Below are 1,670 nucleotides of genomic sequence, written 5' to 3'. Positions count from 1 at the left end.
ACCACATCCCCACGCACCGCCACCTGCGGCTCACCCAGACCCAACACACCCGGGACCGACACCACCGCCTCAGCACCACCACCGACATCCACCACGACCACACGCCCAGGGTTCTCCGACTGCGCAGACCGCAACAACCCCCACACCGACGCACCAGCCAGACCACCAGCCGACACCACATCACCAGAACCCACACCCACAGCCCCGGAAGTCACCACCACCAACCGCGAGCCCACACCACCCTCGAACGCCAGCCACTCCCCCACCACACCCAACACACCGGACAACGCATCACGCACAGCACCCGCCGCGCCCCCCGACGAACCCACACCAGCAGCACACGTCACCAGAACCCACTCCGGAACAAGAGCACCACCATCCACAGCGGCAACAAGCGCAGCCACATCCTCATACACAGCGACCGCCGCCCCGGCCCTCTCCAAAGAACCACGCAGCCCCAGCACATCCTCACCGAGCACAGCACACACACCACTCGACACAGGAGCAGGAACCGACACCACACTCCAGTCGACCCGGAACAGCGAGTCGTGCCGTCCGCCCTGGTCGGCTGCCGCGTCCGGGGCGGCTACGGGCCGCAGGACCAGGGAGTCCACGGAGGCGACGGGCTCGCCCGCGGCGTCGGCGACGGTGAGGGAGACGCCGTCGGTTCCCGCGGCGGTGAGGCGGACGCGGAGCGCGTGCGCGCCGGTCGCGTGGAGCGTCACGCCGGTCCAGGAGAAGGGCATGCGCCCCTGTTCGGTGTCGGACACGAAGGTACCGAGCCCCAGCGGGTGCAGGGCGGCGTCGAGGAGCGCCGGGTGCAGACCGTACTCGGCGGCCTCCGCCCGCTCTCCTTCCGGCAGGGCGACCTCGGCGAAGAGTTCCTCGCCCCGGCGCCAGACGGAGCGGAGGCCCTGGAACGCGGGACCGTAGCTGAATCCGGCGGCGGCGAGGCTGTCGTACAGCTCGCCGGTCTCCGCCCGTTCCGCGTCGGCCGGGGGCCACTGAGCCAGGTCGGGTTCCGCGGGCCGGGTGGCGGGGGCGGGGGCGAGCGTTCCGGTGGCGTGGCGCAGCCAGGGCTCGTCGGACCACAGCTCGTCGGCGGATACTTCCTGGGGTCGCGAGTAGAGGTTCACCGGGCGGCGGCCGAAGGTGTCGGCGGCGCCCACGGCCAGCTGGAACTGTACGCCGCCGCGCTCGGGCAGGACCAGTGGTGCCTGGAGCGTCAGCTCCTCCAGATGCCCGCAGCCGACGCGGTGCCCGGCGTGCAGGGCCAGTTCGACGAAGGCCGTGGCCGGGAGCAGGACCGTGCCGCCCAGCGCGTGCCCCGCGAGCCAGGGGTGGGCGCCCAGGGACAGTCTGCCGGTGAAGAGGTAACCGTCCACGTCGGCGAGGGCGACGGCGGCGCCGAACAGCGGGTGCTCCGCCGGGTTCAGGCCGGTGGCACGGACGTCGCCGGTGCCGCCGACGCCGGGGCGCGGCCAGTAGCGCTGGTGCTGGAAGGCGTACGTGGGCAGGTCGACGCGGGTCCGGGCCTCGGCGGGAGCGTACAGCGGCGCCCAGTCGACCTCGACGCCGCGCACGTGAGCCTTGGCGAGCGCGGCGAGGAAGGAATCCGTCTCCGGACGGTCCTTGCGCAGAGCTGCGACAAGTCCGGCCTGGTCGGCGGA

The 1,670-nt window shown here is 72.3% G+C and carries 1 protein-coding gene; it reads right to left on the bottom strand.

The features are described 5' to 3' along the window. Nucleotides 1-1,670 (bottom strand): polyketide synthase dehydratase domain-containing protein (locus tag ACFYQ5_RS36085; RefSeq protein ID WP_389203853.1); only part of this gene is annotated, 1,670 nt, incomplete at both ends.

The organism is Streptomyces sp. NPDC005794, from assembly GCF_042871445.1.
Lineage (GTDB): Bacteria > Actinomycetota > Actinomycetes > Streptomycetales > Streptomycetaceae > Streptomyces.
The sequence above is the reverse complement of the archived record's forward strand: the minus strand, read 5'-3'. Positions and strand labels throughout refer to the sequence as shown.